Genomic DNA, 18,281 nt, shown 5'->3' with positions numbered 1-18,281 from the left:
CGCGGGGCGCCCGCGGCGACTCGGGGCTACGCTGCGGGACATGGCTTCTGTCTTCAGCGCGATCATCGCCGGTCAGCTCCCGGGCCGTTTCGTCTGGGAGGACGACGAGTTCGTCGGTTTCCTCACCATCGCCCCGGTCACTCCCGGTCACACCCTGGTGGTGCCCCGCGAGGAGATCGACCAGTGGCAGGACATCGACGCGGGCGCCTTCGCCCGGCTGACCGCCGTCGCCCAGAAGATCGGCCAGGCCGTGCGCGCGGCCTGGGACGCGCCGCGCGCCGGTCTGCTCATCGCCGGTCTGGAAGTGCCGCACCTGCACGTGCACGTGTTCCCGGCCTTCTCGATGGGTGATTTCGACATCTCCGGCGCCGACCCGAATCCGAGTCCCGAGTCGCTGGACGAGGCGCAGGCCAAGATCAAGCAGGCGCTGCGCGATCTCGGCTACGGCGAGAACGTGCCCGTCTAGCTCGCCACGTCGTGCAGGGGTGTGTCGACTCCGCCGACCGCGACCGTGGCCAGGGTCTGGCTCGGGGTCCAGTAGATCCGGCCGTGCTCGAAGTCCTGGTAGGTACCAGTGTCCCAGCGGATTTCGTCGGTCGTCGGCCAGCCGAGCGGTCCGTTCTCGTAACCCGAGCGATTCCAGCGGTCGCGGATCGCGCCGTGCACCCAGCACACGTTGTCGCTCGATTGCCGCCGGTAGAGCGCTCCGCCTTGGAAGCCCTGCACCTCACCGGTCGTCCGGCCGTCCGGGCCGTGCAGCACGGTGCGGTCGGTGACCGGATAGCCGAGCGGGCCCGCCTCCCAGCCCATCGCCTCGAACTTTCCCCACAGCGTCTCCGGGATGGCGTGTGCGCCGGTGTCCGGATGCCAGTAGATGTAGCCGTGCTCGAACTGGGCGAAGCGGCCTGCGCCGTCGGGCGTCGCGATCTCCCCCGCCGTGATCCGCTGACCGAGCCACGGATTCGCCGCCGCGCAATCGTTGATCGCGTTCGGCTCCGACCCGCTCGGCTCGCCGGTGGCGAAGCCGCGAACATCGTCGGCGAACACGTCCCAGGGGAAATTCGGTCCCACGTCGGTGTGGGTGCCGATGCCGAGGCACTCGGTGACGTACTTGTGGTCGGAGATGCCCTGACGCCGCTGGTAGGGCGGTGCGATGACATAGGTGTCGAACCCGTATTTGCGCGCGTCCTGCACCGCGAGCCAGGCCGCGATGCGAATGTCGTCGCGGATGCGCAGCCAGTCGTCCCGGCTCCATGCGACGCGGCTGCCCGCGAAGCAGAGGTTGATGGTGAACGAGTTCGCGTCCAGCACCGACCAACTGGCCAGGTCGGTGTCGACCACGTCGACCACCACGCGGTCGCGGACGGTGTAGTGGTAGCTCACCCCGTTCGCCGGATTGTTGAGGTAGTTCGCCAGGCTCTCCGCCGTTCCATTGCCTTCCTGGGTGTGCAGCAGGAAGTTCTCCACGCGGGCGCCGTGGCGGCTGGACGCGGAGTCGCCCATCCGGTCCAATTCGGTGTACTCGGGCTTTTGCATCGTTCCCCCTGAATTCGGCAGCGCCTTGGACCATTGGCCGTAGTCGTCGGCGAGAACTTTGTCGATATCCACGACGACGCCGCCGACCCGGTCGGCGTCGATGCGGATCTGATGGAGGTGCGCGGCGGGATGGTCGCCGTTGATCGAGGGATCACCGGACCAGTTGTGTTGCCAGAACCACGTGGCGACGCCGTCCTCCAGCGCCCAATCGATGCATCGGGCATTGCCGTACATGCCGGTCCATTCCAGACCGACCACCGACGCCCAGCCCCGCAGGAACGGCGCGATCAGCGAATTCCACTCCGCCAGCGTCGGATTTGCGTCGACGGGGGCATACAGCGGGCGCGAGTCCGGCCCACCGGCCGCGCGGTGATAATCGAGTGCGATCCGCGCATGGCGCACCCCCGCGTCGTAACCGCCTTTCCAGTCCGACGTCTCACCCTTGCCGTACTGGTAATTGGTCACTATCTCGAGCCCGATGGCACGCAATCGGTCGCAGTATTCCCGCCGCAGCGGCTTCGCACCGAAATTCGTGCCGGGACGGGAATCGCTGAAGTAGCCGATGACGCCCGCGTATCCGGCGTCTTTGATCGCTTGCGGCTCGATGAGCGCGGCGGAGAAGTCGATCAGCTCAGTCATCGCGCGCCCCCTGGATGGTACGAGCCCGCGCGGCGGTCGGCGGCAAGGCGTTGTATTCGTACATCTCGGTAACTTTCGACAGATGGAGAACCCGGCACAGCTAGAGTCACCCGAATGTGCGCGAAGTATGCCGGCACGCTCCATTTGTGGCCCATCCGGTGTTTGCGCGTGATCTGAGCAGGCCCATCGCGAGAAATGTTTGCGCACACCAGACTACAAACAGACTCGTTGCCGAAAACATGCTCGTCAGTCGGTAATCAGATGTGCTGCCCGTTCGCTATCGACCATCGAACTGGTCGGCCGCTTTCGCCGCGCGGCCGCGACGGGATCACGAGGACGAATTCTCCGACACATCCGCGGAATTCGAATCGGCGCGTTCGACGACACATGGTTCGCCGTACTCCCGGGACAGTCGCCCGCGGCAGCACCCGAGCCCACGGATTGCGCAACGGGCAGCGCGGGCGATGCGCTCACTCCGCGTCGGCCTGCGCCCGCCACGCTCCTGACGCGATCCCCAGACCGCCCGAAGACTCCGACCTGACCGCACCGCACACTCGAACGCGAGCGACACGACCACGGCGAACCACACCGGGGCCACTCACCGACAGGAGCGGCACCCCACTCGCCCAGAGACCCACGCACACCGGCGCGGCCCCTCCCACTGTGCTACAGCCGCCCGGCGCCTGGATGGAGCCCCCTGTACACCGGCACGGCCGCTACCACTGAGCTACAGCCGCCCGACGGTTGGATGGAGCCCCCTGACAGGATCGACCTGACGACCGCTCGCTTACAACACCGGGCACGGCCTCTACCACTGAGCTACAGCCGCGCAGCGGCTGGATGGAGCCCCCTGTCAGGATTGAACTGACGACCGCTCGCTTACAAGGCGAGTGCTCTACCACTGAGCTAAGGAGGCGGGAAAGCGGTTGTCATCATAGCCCGGCACGCGGTCCGCATCACAACGGAATCCGCGTTCGGCACCGAACGCGGCCGCACCGGCCCGACAACCGCTTTCGAGCGAAGCGAGATCGAGCATGCGCCGCTCGCGGCCGGGCTCACCGTCGAGTGACCGCCGCGGCCGCGACGAAGTCGCGCGCGGCGGCCACGCGGACGCGAGCCATCAGGGGACCGCGAACACGCCGCGCCGACGGCGCGGCGGATCAGACGCTCGGATCAGACCGAGCCCTGCCGAGCCGCGTCGTCCGCGGCCATGGCGTCGCGCAGGCTCTTCGGACGCATGTCGGTCCAGTTCTTCTCCACGTACTCGACACAGGCGGCGCGGCTGTCCTCGCCGAACACGACTCGCCAGCCGGCTGGAACCTCTGCGAAGGCGGGCCACAGGGAATGCTGTTCCTCGTCGTTGACCAGGACGAAGAAGCGGCCGTCTTCATCATCGAAGGGGTTGGTGCTCAATTTCACCTCACTGGATACTGGCGCTATGTACGGGATCGCTCCTGGTTCGCACGGTGCCGGGTTGCTGCCAACCCCTGGCGCCGAGAGACCCCGAGCGTTGTTTCGACACTAGCAAGCAAGACGTTACGCCTGGGCGGTTACCTATGCTGGGACCTCGGCCGACTCGCGATCAGGCCGCGAAGAAGTCCAGGAGAATCTTGTTCACCGCTTCCGGCCGTTCCAAATATCCGAAATGCCCCGCGTCCGGTACCTCCTGGTACCGCGCACCCGGAATGACCTCGGCGATCTCCCTGGACAGATACGGCGGAATCATCCGGTCGTCGGCGAATCCGACCGAAAGGCACGGCACCCGGATCGCCCGGTAGGCCTGCACCCGGTCGAAATCGTGATCCATCCTGCGCTGGGCGCGGATGCCGGGCGAGACCGGCCCTCCGGTGAACTCGAACAGGTCGAGCCAGTCGCGCGCGGCGTTCGGCTCCGCCATGGTCGCGGGCGAGAGATTCATGACCGCGGTGATCGCCGCCTCGTATTTCGGCGGCAGTTTCACCCCGCTCGCGTCGAGTTCGTGTTCACCGAGCGAGAGTGTCTTCTGGAACTGGTCCAGCCGCCCGTGCCCGGCCATGAACACGGCCTTGCGGACCAGGTCGGGGCGGGCCAGCGCCAGCTCCTGCGCCACGCGCGCCCCCATCGAGGTGCCCACCACCAGCGCCGGGCCCTCGTCCAGGAACTCGATCAGCGCGGCGGTGTCGGCGACCAGGTCGTCGATGGTCATGCCGGACGCGGCCTCGAACGACGGCGCGATCCCGCGGTTGTCGAAGGTGCACACCCGGTAGCCCGCCGCGACCAGCGCGGGCACCTGGTGCAGCTCCCACACCCGGCCGGGACTGCCGGTGCCCATGATCATGACCACCAGCGGCGCCGATCCCTTGGCGCGGTCACCCTTCACCTGATAGTTGAGGGAAATCCCGTTCACCGTGGCCAGCGGCATGTCGACCCTTTCGTGGAGTTGGTGCTGCGTCCCCCACGGTATAGGGACCAGCGCGGAAGGTGCGCGGACCGGGGGTCGTGGCGCGCTTGCGCCAACGCCGCGGCAAGCGCACCTCCCAGCGTCGCATACCATTGATTTTTCGCAGGGTAAGTGCGCACTGAGCCGGGAGGACTTGACGATGGCCGTGAAGGGCAGCGCCAACGACATTGCGGACGACGATCTGGAACCGCTCGCCGACGAAACCGCGCGTCAGGCGCAGCGGGTGGTCGCGGCCTACGCCGAGGACGCGGACGAATGCCGGATGTTGTTGTCCATGCTGGGTATTGGACCGAACGCTCGGGGCGAATAACCTCGTTCTCGACGCCAACGGCGACGTCGACTACACAACTCCAGCGGGATACAGCGACGCGCAAAGGATGCGTGAGTGGACCAGATGAATCCGTCCGACGATTCCGAGCACGCCAGAGACGCCTCGACTGCTGACGCCGCGGCGGAAACCACCGGCTCCGGCGCGGGCTCCGGTTTCGTCGTCGTCGCCAACCGGCTCCCCGTCGACCTCGAACGCCTGCCCGACGGCAGCACCCGGTGGAAACGCAGTCCGGGTGGTCTGGTGACCGCGCTGGAATCGGTCCTGCGCAACAACAAGGGGGCGTGGGTCGGCTGGGCGGGCGTCCCGAACGTCGATGTGGACCCGATCATCGAGGACGGCCTCGAACTGCATCCAGTCCCGTTGTCCGCGGACGAAGTGGCCGACTACTACGAAGGCTTCTCCAACGGCACCCTGTGGCCGCTCTATCACGACGTCATCGTGCGGCCGGTCTACGACCGCAGGTGGTGGAGCGCCTACGTCACCGTGAACCGGCGCTTCGCCGAGGCCACCGCCAAGGTCGCCGCCGAGGGCGCGACGGTGTGGGTGCAGGACTACCAGCTGCAGCTGGTGCCGAAGATGCTGCGCATGCTGCGCCCGGATCTCACCATCGGGTTCTTCCTGCACATCCCGTTCCCGCCGGTCGAGCTGTTCATGCAGATGCCGTGGCGAACGGAGATCGTGGAGGGCCTGCTCGGCGCCGATCTCATCGGCTTCCACCTGCCCGGCGGTGCGCAGAACTTCCTCTACCTGGCGCGCAGGCTGGCCGGTCAGCCGACTTCGCGCGGTTCGGTCGGCGTGCGCTCCAAGCTCGGCGTCGTCCAGGTCGGCTTCCGTACGGTGCGGGTCGGCGCGTTCCCGATCTCCATCGCCTCCGCCGAACTGGACGAGCACTCCAGGCGCAGGTCGGTGCGCGAGCGCGCCGCGAAGATCCGCGCCGAGCTGGGCAACCCGAAGAACATCCTGCTCGGCGTCGACCGGCTCGACTACACGAAGGGCATCGACATCCGTCTCAACGCCCTCGAAGAGCTGCTGGTCGAGGGCCGGATCGACCCCGCGGACACGGTCATGATCCAGCTGGCCACGCCCAGTCGCGAGCGGGTCGAGAGCTACATCCAGATGCGCGGCGACATCGAACGCCAGGTCGGCCGGATCAACGGCGAGTTCGCCAGGGTCGGCTACCCGGTGGTGCACTACCTGCACCGCCCGATCCCGCGCGACGAGCTGGTCGCGTTCTTCGTCGCCGCCGACGTGATGCTGGTGACGCCCCTGCGCGACGGCATGAACCTGGTCGCCAAGGAGTACGTGGCGTGCCACAGCGGGCTCAACGGCGCCCTGGTGCTGAGCGAGTTCACCGGCGCGGCGGCCGAGCTGCGGCAGGCGTACCTGTGCAACCCGCACGACCTCGACGACGTGAAGGACGCCATCGTCGCGGCGCTGGAGGACGAACGCGACGTCAAACGCAGGCGGATGCGCTCGCTGCGCAGGCAGGTGCTGGCCCACGACGTGGATCGCTGGGCGCGGGCCTTCCTCGACGCGCTGGCGCAGGATCAGGTCGCGGGCAGCGCGCTGCTCACCGACGACGACGTCTACCCGGAGGACCGCGAGCCGCGCTGAATCCCGCGTTCACAGGAAGCTCCCAGCTTCGGCCCAGCGACATCGCAGTCCGAGAGCGGACGATGTAGCCATGAGTGGCGCCCCCGTGCAGCAGACACCCGAGGCCAGGGTTCTGGTGGTCGACGACGAGCCGATGATCGTCGAGCTGCTCGCGGTGAGTCTGCGCTACCAGGGCTTCGAGGTCGACACGGCGGCCGACGGCGCGCAGGCGCTGGACAAGGCGCGCAGCTTCCGTCCGCAGGCGCTCATCGTGGACGTGATGATGCCGGGCATGGACGGCTTCGGCCTGCTGCGCAGGTTGCGCGCCGACGGGATCGACGCGCCCGTGCTGTTCCTGACCGCGCGCGACGACGTGCAGGACAAGATCACCGGTCTCACCCTCGGGGCCGACGACTACGTCACCAAGCCGTTCAGCCTGGAGGAAGTGGTGGCCCGGCTGCGGGTGATCCTGCGCCGCGCGGGGCACGCCGCTCCGCAGCGGGAGAGTTCGCGCCTCCGTTTCGAGGACATCGAACTCGACGACGACACCCACGAGGTATGGAAGGCCGGCGAGCCGGTCGCGCTCTCGCCCACCGAGTTCACGCTGCTGCGCTACTTCATGGTCAACGCGGGCACCGTGCTGAGCAAGCCGCGCATCCTCGATCACGTCTGGCGCTACGACTTCGGCGGCGAGGTCGGCGTCGTGGAAACCTACGTCTCCTACCTGCGCAAAAAGGTCGACACGGGTGATACCCGGCTGATCCACACGCTGCGCGGCGTCGGCTACGTGATGCGCGCTCCGCACCGCAAGAGCGGCTCATGAGTCCGGGCCGGATCGTCGAAGCGCGGGCGAAGGTCTCCGGCTGGCTGTCCGCCGTCCCGCTGCGCGTGACGCTGATGGTCCTGCTGGTGCTCACGGCGGGCCTCGGGCTGCTCGTCTCCGGCATGGTGGTCACATCGGCCCTCCAGCAGCAGCTGACCGACCGCACCGACCAGCAGTTGCGCGGTGGCGCGATGGAATGGTCCCGGCGCGGGCCGCCGCCCCCGGTGTTGCCGCCCGACCCGCGTCACGCACCGAGTCAGTTCTGGGTGCGTTCGATCCGCACCGACGGGCGCGCGTTCCTCATTCCGGCGTTCGCTGTCGACGCCGAGCCGGTCCTGCCCGACACACCACCCTCCGGCCCGTACACCGTCGACTCCGCGAACGGCGGAGCGATCCGGTGGCGGGTGCTGACGCTGCGCACACCGGAGGGCACGACGACGGTGGCGCTGCCGCTCACGCAGAACACCGACACGGTGCACCGGCTGGTGGTGCTGGAGCTGATCGTCGGGGCGGTGGTCCTGGCCGTGCTGGCGGTGCTCGCGTACTTCGTGGTGCGGCGCAGTCTGCGGCCGCTGCGCCGGGTGGAGAGCACCGCCGCGGCCATCGCCCGCGGCGACCTGCACCGCCGGGTGCCGGTGCGCGACACCAACACCGAGGTCGACCGGCTGTCCAGATCGCTGAACGGGATGCTGGCGCAGATCCAGCGCGCGTTCACCGCCACCGCCGCCTCCGAGGAGGCGGCACGCCGGTCCGAGGAGCGCATGCGCCGCTTCATCGCCGACGCCAGTCACGAGCTGCGCACCCCGTTGACCACGATCCGCGGCTTCGCCGAGCTGTATCGCCAAGGCGCCACCGACGACCCCGCCGCGTTCATGGACCGGATCGAGCGCGAAGCCCAGCGGATGGGCGTGCTCGTGGAAGACCTGCTGACGCTCGCGCGGCTGGATGCCCAGCGCCCGCTGGAACTCGGTCCGGTCGACCTGCTCGCCGTCGCCAGCGACGGGGTGCACAACGCGCGCGCCGTGGTCGCCGCGGGACACTCCGACGGGCCCGTCCGCACCATCGAGCTGAAGATCGAGCCGGGCGAGGGGACGCTCGAGGTGATCGGCGACGAGGCACGGCTGCGCCAGGTCCTTGGCAATCTGCTGAACAACGCCCTCACGCACACCGCGCCCGGCGCGAAGGTGACGGTGCTGCTCACTCCCGGCCCGGACGAGGTGCTGCTCGAAGTGGCCGACACCGGTCCCGGCCTGGCGGCGGAGGACGCCGAACGCGTCTTCGAGCGCTTCTACCGCGCCGACACCTCCCGCGCCCGCAGCAGTGGCGGCACCGGGCTCGGTTTGTCCATCGTGCAGGCGCTGGTGACGGCGCACGGCGGTGCGGTCGGCGTGCGGAGTTCGCCTGAGGCCGGGACGACGTTCACGGTGCGGCTGCCGCGCACACCGACGTCGTCCTAGCGAACCGGAGCGGCGTCAAACCGGAGTCACCGCCGACACCAACCAGTGCGAATCGGACTTCGTCAGGGAGACCCGGACTCGGCTGCCGGTCGTGGTGCCCTGCGGGGTGTCCTTGCTCGTCATCACCTGGTTGAGGAACAGCAGGACTTGCGCGTGGGAGCGGTCGGCGGAGATGACACCAGCCGCCTGGGTGGTCGCGGTGACGGTGAGCTGCTTCTCCTTGGCGCCGGGCGCGATCTGCTTCTCGATCAGCGTCAAGTAGTCGGCGCGGAAGTCGCCGGTGAGGTTGTCGGCCGACTTGGGCAGTTCGGTGTCCACGGTCTGCGGGGTGTAGGTGAACATGGCCTCGACGGTGCGTCCCGCCGTCGCGACCGCGTCCTTGCGCGCCTGTTCGCTCTGCGCACGGTCCCAGTACCGGTAGCCGTTGACGCCGCCGACCACCGCGGCCGCGGCGACCACCACGCCGAGCAGGGCGAGCAGGATCTTGGCTCGAATTCCGTTGCCGTTCATGCCACGAACTCCACGTTGGACACCGTCAGCCCGGAATCGCCGCGCGACACGGTGACCCGGAACCGGTAGTACCTGGTCTGCGGCTCGGCCTGGCCCGCGTTGGTCAGTGTTTGCTTGGCGGCGACCAGCACCCGCCCGGAGGAGTCGTCGTCGCTTTCCAGCGCGGCTTCCACGATCTCGCCGCTGGAGACCACTTTGGCCTGCTGCACGATGCTGGTGAACGGGTCCACCCGGCCGTCGAACTCGGTCTTGAACTCCCCCGAGGCCAGCGAGAGGATCCGGTCGATGTCCTGCTTGGCCGTGTCGGCGCGAATGGTGGTCAGGTTGACGATCGCCTGCCTGGCGGTGTCCACGTACTCGGCGCGGCGCTCGTCGCGTTCGTGCGCCCGGTGCATCACGAGCGCCGAGACGACCGCGCCGGTCACGAGCACGACGACCAGCAGCGCCGCCGCGGCCGTGGCGAGGATGCGCGAGAGACCACGCCGCTCGCTCCGGGCGGGCTCGGCCTGCGTCGTCTCGGAGTCCGGCTCCGGGTCGGCTTTCCGCACAGCAACTTTCGGCGCGTCGGCGCGTGCGTCACCGGCCGTTGGTCGGTCGGCCGAGGCGGCCTTCGGTTCGGCCGCCACCGAACTCGGTTTGCTGTCCGTGACGCCGGTATCGGCGGCGACAGGGGCCTGCTCAGTCACGGCCGGCACGCCGCCGGTCGCGTTCTCCTCGACCGGAGGCCCGGCCGAGCGCACCGCACGCCGTCGGGTGCGGTGACCTTCTCCGTTGCTCTCACTCATCGTTGCTGCTCCTCGAGCATCGCCTGCCAGCTCGACGGTACCGTGCCAGAACCGCTCGGTCCGATATCGCCCTGCCGGTATGTCCGGCCGTCGGGGCCGATGTAGACACCGGTGGCCGGGTCGTAGGACCGCGCGGCGGCTGGTGTGCCGCCGCCGTAACTCGCCGGCGCGACGACCGGGGGCTCCTCCGCGGGCGCCGCGGCGGGCGCCACCGGATGCGGCGGCCCGAACGGCGGGTTGTCGCCGATCGGAACGTACCCCGTGCGGCACAGTTCCGGCGTCGGGGCGCGCATGCCGGGCACCTCGGCGCACGGCGTGTTGCGGATGCCGCGCACCGCCTCCGGAGCGTCTTGCGGCACCTTGCAGTACAGGCCGGGCGGCGTGTCGGGGGTGTCGAGTTCGCTCGGCGAGCGCCGCTGATCCGGCGGGAGGAAACCGGTCGTGCACGCGGGCGGGTCGTTGACCAGCGCCATGAAGTCGACCAGCGCGCCATATTCGAGCGGACCGCGGACGGCGGTCAGCAGCGCGGCGACCAGCGGCGGATAGACCACCAGGATCTGCTCCAGCCCCGCGTGATACGTGACGGCGACCTGACCGACGCTGACCAGATTCGACAGCAGCAGCGGCAGGGTCGGGCGCAGGTCCTCGAACAGGTTGGTCACCCGCTGCATCGAGGACGGGCCGTCGCGCAGGATGCCACGCAGCGCGGGGTCGTGCCCGCGCAGCTGGTCGGTGACCGTCGCGAGATCGGCGGTCCAGGAACGGATCGCGGCATCCGAGCGGGTCTGCGTGTCCAGCAGCGGCCCGATCTGATCGAGCAGTCGCTTCGTCGGCTCCGCGTTCGCCTGCGCTTCCTGCACCAGCAGCGAGGCGGAGTCGATGAACCGTTGCAGGTCCGGTCCTGCGCCGTTGAACGCGAGGAACGCCTCGTCGATGACCTGCTTCAACCGGGTGTCCGCGACGCTCGACAGCAGCCGGTCGGCCTGGTCGAGCAGCGCGCCGACATCTTGCGGCAGCTTGGTGCGCTCCACCGGGATCACGCTGCCGTCGCGCAGGTTTCCGCCCGTGCGGTTCTGCGCGGGCACCAGGTCCACGTATTGCTCGCCGACCGCGGAGACGCTGCGCACCCACGCGTCCACATCGGCGGGAATCTTGTAGTCGCTGGCGATGGACAGCTTCGCGTCCACCCCGACCGGCGTCAGCCGGACCTCCTTCACCACACCGACGTTGGTGCCGCGATAGGCGACGTTGGCCGTCGGGTAGAGCCCACCGGTCGCGGCGAGTTGCACGGTGACCTCGTAGCGCCCGATGCCGAACATCGCGGGCAGTTTGACGTACGTGCCGCCCATGACCACCAGGCCGATCACCGTCAGCACGGAGAAGATGATCAGCTGGGTACGGACGAACCGGGTGAGCTTCACTGTCCCGGACCCCCTTGCGGCGCGGTATTGCCCGGCATGGGCACGGTCAACCCGGGAATGGCGGGAATGCCGGGGATCGGCGGCAGTCCCGGGATGGTCGGGGCCGGTTGACTCGGCGCGGGGGGCGGCGCCTGCAACGGGCCGGTAGCCGGGTCGCCGTTCTGCGCGGCCGTGCCCGGCGCGAAGCTGCCGAGCGCGCCTTCCACGCCGCCGAACCGTCCGCCCAGCGGCGTTCCGGTGAGGAAGTTCGAATCCAGCCGCTTGCCGGTGATGTCCACGGTCATGAACAGATTGAGGTAATCGCCCTTGATCGCGTGATCCAGGTTCTTCATCGGGAACGGGAAGGTGGCCAGGATCTTCAGTGCCTCGGTCAGGTCGCTGCCGGTGTCCGACAGCGATTTCAGCGCCGGCACGAGACTGCGCAGGTTGGCCTTCAGGTCCTCACCGCTGGCGGCGACGATGCGCCGCACGACGTCGCTCAGCTCGCCCAGCGCGGTGATCGCCCTGGTGATGTTCGCGCGGCGATCGGCGAGCACGGTCAACGCCGGATGGATCTGCTCGATCGCCGCCGCCACCACGTCGCGCTGCTCGGCCAGCTGACCGCCGAGCCGGTCCAGTCCGCTCATCGCGGCGATGATGTCGCCGGTCTGGCGGTCCAGGTTCGTGGTCAGCTCGTTCAGCTGCGGCAGCAGGTCCCTGATGGCGTCCTCGCGCCCGGTGAGCGCGGAGTTGAGCTCATGGGTGATGGTTTCCAATTGCGCGACGCCACCGCCGTTGAGCACCACCGACAGCGAGGACAGCACCTGCTCGGTGGTCGGATAGGCGCCAGCGCGAGCCAGCGGGATGACGTCGCCCGCCTTCAACTGGCCTTCCGGGGGCTGATCGGTCGGCTCGGAGAGTTCCAGATGGTTGGAGCCGAGCAAACTCGTCTGCCCGATCTCGGCGACGGCGTTCGCAGGCAGGCGCACATCCGGGTTCAACGTGACGGTGACCAGCGCGTGCCAGTCCTGCACCTCGATCTTCGACACGGTGCCGACGGCCACATCGTGCACCCGCACCGGTGAATTCCTGGTCAGCGTGGTGACGTTCGGCATCTGAACGAGCACCTGGTACGAGCCGGGCGCGGTGCCCTCGGTACCTGGCATCGGAAGCGAATTCAATCCGTCCCACTGACAGCCGGTGACGCCGAGCGCCACCGCCAGCCCCGCCGCTACGGCGGCGGTGCGGCGCATCCGCCGCCTCAGCATCATCGCCCTCCTCCTGTCAGTCCCGGAATGGCCAGTCCGGCGAGGCCGTCCGGAATGCTCACCGGCGCGGGCTGCGGCTGCGCCGAGTTCTGACTCGCCACCCGCCCCGCCAGGCTGGGATCGGTGTACACCAACTGGTCGGGGAACGCGGTCACGCCGCTGGCCGGGTTCGCCATGATCGGCACGTAGTTCATGCTCAGGCTGTTGATCACGGGCGCCAGGTACTGCGCGCACAGGTCGGCGCTGCGATCGGAGTCGTTGGTCTCCAGCGCGCGCACCGAGCCGCACAGGAAGCCGAGCGGGTCGGCCGGGTTGTTCAACGCGATCGCGCCGGTCAGCGTCCCTTGAGCCGGTTTGTAGATCTGGTAGAAGTTCACCAGCGCGGTCGGGCCGGAGTGCAGGACGCGCTCCAGTTCCGGGCGCTTGTCGACCAGCACCTGGGTGGCGTCGGCCAGCCGCTGCACCCCCTCGGTGAGTTCGGCGCCGCTGCCGTCGATGAACCGGCGCACGTCCACGATCGCCGCGTCCAGGTTGTCCAGTCCCGCGCCGAGATCCGCCGAGACCCCGCTCAGCACCGACGACACCGACGCGAGCCTGCCTTCGAACTGCACGATCTGCTCGTTGCTCGCCGACAGCACGTCGACGAATTTCTGCAAATTGCGCACGGTGCCGAACAGGTCGGTGCGGCCGTCGGACAGCGTGCTCAACGTGGCCGACAGCTCCCGCAGCGTGTCTCGGAAGCGCTGCCCGTTGCCGTCCAGGTTGTTCGCGGCGGTGTCGACGAAGCGGCCGAAGGACCCCTGTTTGTCGTCGCCGACCGGCCCGAGCGCGGTGGCCAGCTTGGACAGCTCGGCCTTGATGTCGTCCCACTCGACCGGCACCGCGGTGTGCTCGATCGGGATCACGCCGTTGTCCTTCAGCTTCGGGCCGCCGGTGTAGGCGGGCGCGAGCTGGATGAAACGCGCCGAGACCAGCGAAGGCGAGATGATCACCGCTTTCGGGTCGGCGGGCACGTCGACGCCGCGATTCAGCGTCATGGTCACCTTCACCCGGTCCGCTCCCGGCTCGATCGCATCGATGCGGCCGACCTTGACGCCGAGCACCCGCACGTCGTCGCCCGCGTACAGGCCGGATGTGGACGGGAAATAGGCGGTCACCTTCGTGGTCCCGATCCGGGTTATGCCGTTCCACGCGACCGCGACCACCAGCGCCGCGACGACCACGCCGGCCAGCACCAGCGCCCAGCGGGGCAGTCTTCGTACGGCGTTCAGCGCGCTCATCCGTCCACCTCGCTGACGGTCGGCTCCGGCAAGACCGCGCAAGCGGCCGTGTTGCGCTCACTCATCGCGGCGGCTCCTGGGTCGCGGGAACGATCGACGGGGCCGGCGTGAGATAGCTCTGCAAGTCGTTCGGCAGGTGCTGCGGCCACACCAGCGCGTCCACCAGCGGTTGCAACGTCTTGCTCGCCGCGTTGATCACGTACGCCTGGAAGTAGGGGCCGCTGCCGACCTGTTCACCGAGGGCCGCGGCGAACGGGCCGAGCCCGTCCAGCGCGTCGGCGAGGTTCTGCTTGTTGCGCTGCAACAGCGCCACCACCGAATTCAGCTTGTCCAGGGCGGGTCTCAGCTGTGCCTCGTTGTCGGCGACCAGGCCGGAAAGCTGCTGGGCGAGTCCGTTGACGTAGACGATCAGCTGCCCGAGCGCGGTGCGCCGCCGGTCCAGCTCGCCGAGCAGTTCGTTGCCGTCCAGCAGCAGCGCGTTGATCTGGTTGCCGCGGTCGGCGAGGATCTTCGTCACGTTCTGCGCCCGTTTCAGCAGGTCGGTCAGCGCTTGGTCGCGCGCGTTGATGCTGCGGGAGAGCGCGGTGACGCCGTCCAGCGCCGAGCGCAACGGCGCCGGCGTGTCGGCGAAGGTCGCCGAAAGCACGTCCAAGGTCTGGTCGACCCGGTCCAGGTCCAGGTCGTGCACGGTTCCCGCCAGTTCGCTCAACGCCTCGTTGAGCGAGTACGGCGAGGTGGTGCGTTCGAGCGGGATGGTGTCGTCGGCGCGCAGCGCGCCGGGGCCCGATGGCGTCACCTCGAGCGATTTGCGCCCGAGCACCGTGTTCGTCTTGATCGCCGCCGAGGTCTTCTCGCCGAGCACGATCGACTCCGCGAGGGTGAACCGGACCAGCACTTTCGCGCCGTCCAGGCTGACGTCTTCCACCCGCCCCGATCGCACGCCCGCCACCTGGACCGCGTCGCCGGGCAGCAGGCCGCCCGCGTCGGCGAAGTAGGCGGTGAACGTCGCGCCGGAGCGGATGAACGGCAGCCGGTCGAATTGCAGTGCCGACAGCGCCACCGCCACCGCGAGCACGAGGCCGACGATGCCGATGGTGATGGCGGGTGATCGCTGCTCGTTCATCGGTTGTCCGCACACCTTCCGGTCGTCTGCGCCCCGGGCATATTGATCTTCATCGTCTGCCCGTTCGGGCCGTCCACCAGGAAGTTCGTCGAGCAGACGTAGAGCTGGAGGAAGGAACCGTATGAGCCGATGCGGATCAGCTGGCGATAGGTCGACGGCAGCCGGTCCAGCACCCATTGGACGGTGTCCGACCCGGCGTCGAGGTTCGTGGCCAGGCGACCGGTCTGCTCGATGGTGCCCCGCAGATCGGGACGGGCTTGGGAAAGCAGATCGGTCAGGTCGCCGGTGGCTCCGGCGATGCGCGGCAGCGCGTCGCCGATCTGGTCCTTGTCCGCGGCCAGTCCGCTGATCAGGCGCTGCAATTCGGCGATCGTGGTGGCGAACTGGTCGCCGCGCTCATCGATGGTCCGCAGCACCGCGTTGAGGTTGTTGATCACGCTGCCGATCAAGGCGTCCCGGTCGGCGAGGGTCTTGGCGAACGAGCCGCCGCTGTTGAGCAGGGACACCAGCGTGCCGCCCTGGCCCTGGAAGATCTGCAGCAGCGCGTTGGTCAGGTCGTTCACCTGGCCGGGGTCGAGGCCACGCAGCAACGGACGGAATCCGCCGAGCAGCATGTCCAGATCCAGCGCCGGCGCGGTCTGCTCCTTCACGATGGTGCCGCCGGGCTGCAAGACGCGGTTGGAGCCTGGTCCCTCCGACAGCTCGAGATAGCGGTCGCCGACCAGGTTCTCGTATTTGATCGCCGCGCGGGTGCTGGTGAGCAGACGGTACTTGCGATCGACGTCGAACTCGACGTGCGCCAGATAGTCCTTGCCGACTTTCACCGACGTCACCGAGCCGACCGGCACGCCGGCGATGCGCACCTTCGCCCCGGGCAGCATGCCGGAGGAACTGGTGAACACGGCGTGGTAGCCGTTCTCGCGCGCGAAGCGCATCTGACTGAACACGACCGCCAGGCCGGCGAAGATCAGCGTCATCACCAGGGTGAAGATGGCCAGTTTGACGGTGGTCGCGGTATTCCTCACGGGCGCGGCACCCCCGGTAGTCCGGCGAACAGGAGTTGGAAGACCTTCGGCGGATTGACGGTCAGCGTCGTCGACGGTGTGTACACATGCCCCTCCGAGGTGTCGGTGACGACATAGTTCGCGTGGCTGCCCGGCACCCGGTCCAGGATGCCGCCGCACTGCGGGCCGCCGGTCGCGTTCACCTTCGGCAGATCCTCCGGATAGGTGTAGGGCTTCGCGCCGTACATGAAGCCGGTGTTCAGCGCGACGCCTTCCTGCAGGCCGCCGAAGACCGCCTCACCCAGCGGCAGCGCCTTGCCGAGACCGCCGATCAGGCAGTACAGCGCGGGCGCGTACTCGTCGAGCAGCCCGGTGGTGGGGCGCAGCAGGTCCAGCGCCGTGCCGAGCTGATTCTCGTTCTCGCGCAGGACCGCTCCGGTGGTGTCGGCCAGGCCGGTGAGATTCACCAGGACGTTGTCCAGGCTGTCCTGCTCCTGGGCGAGGGTCTTGCTGGTCACCGTGAAGTTGTCCACGGTGCGCAGCAGGTCGTTCACCGAGTCGGCGTACAGGTCGGTGACCTGGCCGGTCTTCGTCAGATCCTGTTGCAGCGTGGGCAGGTACGGGTTGATGTCGCGCAAGTAGGCGTCACTCTGGACGAGCAGTTGGCCGAGCTTGTCCCCGCGGCCTTGCAGCGCGGTGCCGAGCGCGGACAGCGTCGCGTTCAGCTTCTCCGGCTCGATCTTGGCGAGCACGTCGGACAGATGCTGGAACAGCGTGTTGAACTCGACGGTCACCCGCTGCGCGGTGACGACCGCGCCCGGTGCCAGCGAGGTGGACGACGGCTGCTGCGGGACGATGAAGTTGACGTACTTCGCGCCGAACACGGTGGTGGACCTGATGTCGACGTCCGCGTTGGACGGCACCAGCTTCAACAGTTCCGGGTCGAGGGCCAGCTTCAGCCGGGCGCCGTCGGCGGTGTTGTCGATGGCGGCCACCCGGCCGATCTCCACACCGCGGACCTTCACCTTGGCGTCCGGGTCGAGCACCAGCCCGCTGCGCGGCGCGTCCACCGTCACGGTGGCCGTCGGGGTGAACCCGCCGACGAACATGATCAGCGCGACCGTCACGATCGCGACCAGCGCCAGCACCATCGCCGCCCCGGCCAGTTTGAGGCCGAGGCCGCCGCGCAGCGCCCGCACCAGGCGGTTTTCCGTTTGCTTCGATTCCGCCATGTCGCTTATCCGGAGAGATGGAAGTTGCCGGAGGTGCCGTAGATGGCCAGCGAGATCAGCAGGGTCACCGTGACCACCGCGACCAGCGAGGCGCGCACCGCGTTGCCCACCGCGACGCCGACGCCGACCGGGCCGCCAGCGGCGTTGTAGCCGTAGTAGGTGTGGATCAGCATGACCGCCAACGCCATGAAGATCGCCTGGGCGAAGGACCAGAGGATGTCGCTCGGGATGAGGAAGGTGGAGAAGTAGTGGTCGTAGACGCCCGCCGACTGCCCGTAGATCACCACGGTGGCGAACCGGCTGGCCAGGAACGAGGCGATCACCGCGAGCGCGTAGAGCGGGACGATCGCGATCATCCCGGCCAGCACGCGGGTGCCGACCAGGTAGGGCACCGGCCGGATGGCCATCGATTCCAGCGCGTCGATCTCCTCGGCGACCCGCATCGCGCCCAGCTGCGCGGTCGAACCGGCCCCGATGGTGGCCGCCAGGCCGATGCCGGAGATCACCGGCGCCGCGATCCTGACATTGATGAACGCCGCGAAGAAGCCGGTCAGCGCCTCGACGCCGATATTGCCCAGCGAGCTGTAACCCTGCACGGCGATGGTTCCGCCCGCGAAGAGGGTGAGGAACCCGACGATCACCACCGTGCCGCCGATCACCGCCAGCGCACCGGTGCCCATGCTGATCTCGGCGATCAGCCGGATGGTCTCGGTGCGGTAGTGCAGCAGGGCGCGCGGAATGGAACCGAGCGCCTGGGCATAGAACACCGCATGCTTGCCCACCGAATCGAGCGAATCCGACATCCGGCGCACCCGTCGAACGGTACGGGGGAAGCGGGATTCGATTACGAAGGCCATCGG

17 protein-coding genes and 1 tRNA gene are annotated in these 18,281 nt (G+C 68.6%); 5 read left to right on the top strand and 13 right to left on the bottom strand.

Annotated elements, in window-relative coordinates; all coding sequences use genetic code 11:
• Positions 1-40: 40 nt before the first annotated feature.
• Positions 41-466 carry an HIT family protein gene (locus NB3_RS01085; protein WP_067795073.1) on the top strand — a complete coding sequence of 142 codons (426 nt, stop codon included), beginning with the start codon at positions 41-43 and terminating at the stop codon, positions 464-466.
• Here the strand turns inward: NB3_RS01085 and NB3_RS33845 are convergent.
• The 4 genes from NB3_RS33845 to NB3_RS01065 form a co-directional block, all read right to left on the bottom strand.
• Positions 463-2,175 carry a glycoside hydrolase domain-containing protein gene (locus NB3_RS33845; protein WP_084485555.1) on the bottom strand — a complete coding sequence of 571 codons (1,713 nt, stop codon included), beginning with the start codon at positions 2,173-2,175 and terminating at the stop codon, positions 463-465. The two genes, NB3_RS01085 and NB3_RS33845, sit on opposite strands and share 4 nt — an antisense overlap.
• An 841-nt stretch (positions 2,176-3,016) precedes the next feature.
• Positions 3,017-3,091, bottom strand: a tRNA-Thr gene (locus NB3_RS01075).
• A 257-nt stretch (positions 3,092-3,348) separates the two neighbouring features.
• A complete protein-coding gene (locus tag NB3_RS01070) occupies positions 3,349-3,588 on the bottom strand; it encodes an MbtH family protein (RefSeq protein WP_067795192.1) in 240 nt (79 codons plus the stop codon).
• A 169-nt stretch (positions 3,589-3,757) separates the two neighbouring features.
• Positions 3,758-4,576, bottom strand: coding sequence for an alpha/beta fold hydrolase (locus NB3_RS01065; protein WP_067795070.1), 819 nt, complete (start codon positions 4,574-4,576; stop codon positions 3,758-3,760).
• Positions 4,577-4,754: 178 nt separating this feature from the next.
• On the opposite strand from NB3_RS01065, the gene NB3_RS35460 reads away from it, so the two are divergent.
• The 4 genes from NB3_RS35460 to NB3_RS01050 all read left to right on the top strand — a co-directional run bounded on the left by NB3_RS35460 (position 4,755) and on the right by NB3_RS01050 (position 8,819).
• Positions 4,755-4,925, top strand: a complete 171-nt coding sequence (locus NB3_RS35460) for a hypothetical protein (protein ID WP_168434172.1) — start codon at positions 4,755-4,757, stop codon at positions 4,923-4,925.
• 84 nt (positions 4,926-5,009) lie between these two features.
• Complete coding sequence (locus tag NB3_RS01060) at positions 5,010-6,560, top strand: alpha,alpha-trehalose-phosphate synthase (UDP-forming) (RefSeq protein ID WP_067795189.1); 1,551 nt, start codon at positions 5,010-5,012, stop codon at positions 6,558-6,560.
• Between the two features lie 70 nt (positions 6,561-6,630).
• Entirely contained in the window at positions 6,631-7,362 is a 732-nt protein-coding gene (locus tag NB3_RS01055) for a response regulator transcription factor (RefSeq protein ID WP_067795068.1), read from the top strand.
• On the top strand, positions 7,359-8,819 hold the full coding sequence (locus NB3_RS01050) for a sensor histidine kinase (RefSeq protein WP_067795065.1): 1,461 nt from the start codon (positions 7,359-7,361) through the stop codon (positions 8,817-8,819). Before NB3_RS01055 ends, NB3_RS01050 begins: the two co-directional genes overlap by 4 nt.
• Before the next feature lie 15 nt (positions 8,820-8,834).
• Here the strand turns inward: NB3_RS01050 and NB3_RS01045 are convergent, their stop codons facing one another.
• From NB3_RS01045 to NB3_RS01005, 9 genes are all read right to left on the bottom strand, one after another.
• On the bottom strand, positions 8,835-9,329 hold the full coding sequence (locus tag NB3_RS01045; protein ID WP_067795063.1) for a h domain protein: 495 nt from the start codon (positions 9,327-9,329) through the stop codon (positions 8,835-8,837).
• Positions 9,326-10,114, bottom strand: a complete 789-nt coding sequence (locus tag NB3_RS33840; protein ID WP_084485552.1) for an Rv1363c family protein — start codon at positions 10,112-10,114, stop codon at positions 9,326-9,328. The genes NB3_RS01045 and NB3_RS33840 overlap by 4 nt, the downstream gene beginning before the upstream one ends.
• Positions 10,111-11,535, bottom strand: coding sequence for an MCE family protein (locus NB3_RS01035; RefSeq protein WP_067795060.1), 1,425 nt, complete (start codon positions 11,533-11,535; stop codon positions 10,111-10,113). The genes NB3_RS33840 and NB3_RS01035 overlap by 4 nt, the downstream gene beginning before the upstream one ends.
• Positions 11,532-12,785, bottom strand: a complete 1,254-nt coding sequence (locus NB3_RS01030) for an MCE family protein (RefSeq protein WP_067795052.1) — start codon at positions 12,783-12,785, stop codon at positions 11,532-11,534. The genes NB3_RS01035 and NB3_RS01030 overlap by 4 nt, the downstream gene beginning before the upstream one ends.
• Complete coding sequence (locus NB3_RS01025; RefSeq protein ID WP_067795049.1) at positions 12,782-14,062, bottom strand: MCE family protein; 1,281 nt, start codon at positions 14,060-14,062, stop codon at positions 12,782-12,784. Before NB3_RS01025 ends, NB3_RS01030 begins: the two co-directional genes overlap by 4 nt.
• 61 nt (positions 14,063-14,123) lie before the next feature.
• Positions 14,124-15,185 (bottom strand): MCE family protein, encoded by a 1,062-nt coding sequence (locus tag NB3_RS01020; protein ID WP_067795046.1) that lies wholly within the window; start codon positions 15,183-15,185, stop codon positions 14,124-14,126.
• A complete protein-coding gene (locus tag NB3_RS01015; protein ID WP_084485549.1) occupies positions 15,182-16,210 on the bottom strand; it encodes an MCE family protein in 1,029 nt (342 codons plus the stop codon). Before NB3_RS01015 ends, NB3_RS01020 begins: the two co-directional genes overlap by 4 nt.
• A complete protein-coding gene (locus NB3_RS01010) occupies positions 16,207-17,421 on the bottom strand; it encodes an MCE family protein (RefSeq protein ID WP_084485546.1) in 1,215 nt (404 codons plus the stop codon). The genes NB3_RS01015 and NB3_RS01010 overlap by 4 nt, the downstream gene beginning before the upstream one ends.
• 5 nt (positions 17,422-17,426) lie before the next feature.
• Positions 17,427-18,278, bottom strand: a complete 852-nt coding sequence (locus tag NB3_RS01005) for an MlaE family ABC transporter permease (protein ID WP_067795043.1) — start codon at positions 18,276-18,278, stop codon at positions 17,427-17,429.
• Positions 18,279-18,281 lie beyond the last annotated feature (3 nt).

The sequence above is a fragment of the Nocardia beijingensis NBRC 16342 genome, from assembly GCF_001612785.1.
GTDB lineage: Bacteria > Actinomycetota > Actinomycetes > Mycobacteriales > Mycobacteriaceae > Nocardia > Nocardia beijingensis.
This window is presented reverse-complemented; position numbering and strand designations above follow the sequence as displayed.